1 protein-coding gene is annotated in these 819 nt (G+C 72.2%); it reads right to left on the reverse strand.

The features are described 5' to 3' along the window. A partial coding sequence (locus EAO75_RS44635) for a biotin/lipoyl-binding protein (RefSeq protein WP_148000848.1) occupies nt 1–819 on the reverse strand: 819 nt, incomplete at both ends.

Below are 819 nucleotides of genomic sequence, written 5' to 3' on the forward strand. Positions count from 1 at the left end.
GGACGACGACGAGGTCGCCTTCCTTGACTTCCTGGCCTTCCTCGACGGCGACCTTGACGATGGTGCCCTGCATCGGGGAGGCGAGGGTGTCGCCGGAGGCGACGGGCCCGGACTTCTTCGCCGCGCGCCGCTTGGGCTTGGCGCCGGCGGCCAGGCCGGTGCGGGCCAAGGTCATGCCGAGGGAGGCCGGCAGGGAGACCTCCAGGCGCTTGCCGCCGACCTCGACGACGACCGTCTCACGGCCGGTGTCTTCCTCGGTGTCGGTGTCGGCCGGGGCGGCGAAGGGCTTGATCTCGTTGACGAACTCGGTCTCGATCCACCGGGTGTGGACGGTGAACGGGTCGGCGGAGCCGGTCAGTTCCGGGGCGAACGCCGGATCGACGACGACCGCGCGGTGGAAGGGGATGGCGGTGGCCATGCCCTCGACGGTGAACTCGTCCAGCGCGCGGGCGGCCCGCTGCAGGGCCTGCTCGCGGGTGGCGCCGGTCACGATCAGCTTGGCCAGCAGCGAGTCCCACGCCGGACCGATCACGCTGCCCGACTCGACACCGGCGTCCAGGCGGACACCCGGGCCGGACGGCGCGGCGAAGGCGGTGACGGTGCCGGGCGCGGGCAGGAAGTTACGGCCCGGGTCCTCGCCGTTGATACGGAACTCGAAGGAGTGCCCGCGCAGCGGCGGGTCGTCGTAGCCCAGCGCCTCGCCGTCGGCGATCCGGAACATCTCCCGGACCAGGTCGATCCCGGCGACCTCCTCGGTGACCGGGTGCTCCACCTGCAGACGGGTGTTGACCTCCAGGAAGGAGATCGTGCCGTCCGCGC

It is taken from the genome of Streptomyces sp. UW30 (assembly GCF_008042075.1).
GTDB lineage: Bacteria > Actinomycetota > Actinomycetes > Streptomycetales > Streptomycetaceae > Streptomyces.